General features: G+C 45.2%; 2 tRNA genes and 1 rRNA gene. All 3 read left to right on the forward strand.

Annotation, left to right across the window (positions count from 1 at the left end):
• Window positions 1–101: ribosomal RNA gene (locus EWU23_RS13720) — 16S ribosomal RNA — on the forward strand; the annotation flags it as partial.
• A gap of 130 nt (window positions 102–231) precedes the next feature.
• A tRNA-Ile gene (locus tag EWU23_RS13725) sits at window positions 232–308 on the forward strand.
• 44 nt (window positions 309–352) lie between these two features.
• Window positions 353–429: transfer RNA gene (locus tag EWU23_RS13730), tRNA-Ala, on the forward strand.
• Window positions 430–599: the final 170 nt, after the last annotated feature.

Raw genomic sequence — 599 nt, forward strand, 5'->3', positions numbered from 1 at the left:
TGAAGCTGGCCGTTAAACCGCCAGTTAGGGTAGAACAGGTAATTGGGGCTAAGTCGTAACAAGGTAGCCGTACCGGAAGGTGTGGCTGGAACACCTCCTTTCTGGAGAAGCTATTTAACTTAAGTATATAAGGTTTCTTATATGCTTCCAGAGTACTTTTATCACACGCCTAAAGGAAAACCTAGCAAGATAGGTTTTCGTAAGTATAACAGAAAAAGAGAAGAAACAAGCGGGCTTGTAGCTCAGGTGGTTAGAGCGCTACACTGATAATGTAGAGGTCCGTGGTTCGAGTCCACGCAGGCCCACCAACAAAATTCATGTTGGGGCAAGCTGGAGATGAAAGCCAATAAACGGGGGATTAGCTCAGCTGGCTAGAGCACCTGCCTTGCACGCAGGGGGTCAACGGTTCGAATCCGTTATTCTCCACCAGAGTAAATGGGGTCAACGGAAAGCCGTCAGGTTTAGATGTTGTTCCGTTATTCTCCACACTGTTGAATAACAGAGATTAATAGCAGGGGTCAACGGAATTGCATTCTGCGTTGAATCCTTTATTGTCCACTTAGAGTAAAAACATTAAGCGAACGAGTTTAATGAAAACA

Origin of the sequence: Aquirufa beregesia (genome assembly GCF_011090385.1) — a bacterium.
Lineage (GTDB): Bacteria > Bacteroidota > Bacteroidia > Cytophagales > Spirosomataceae > Aquirufa > Aquirufa beregesia.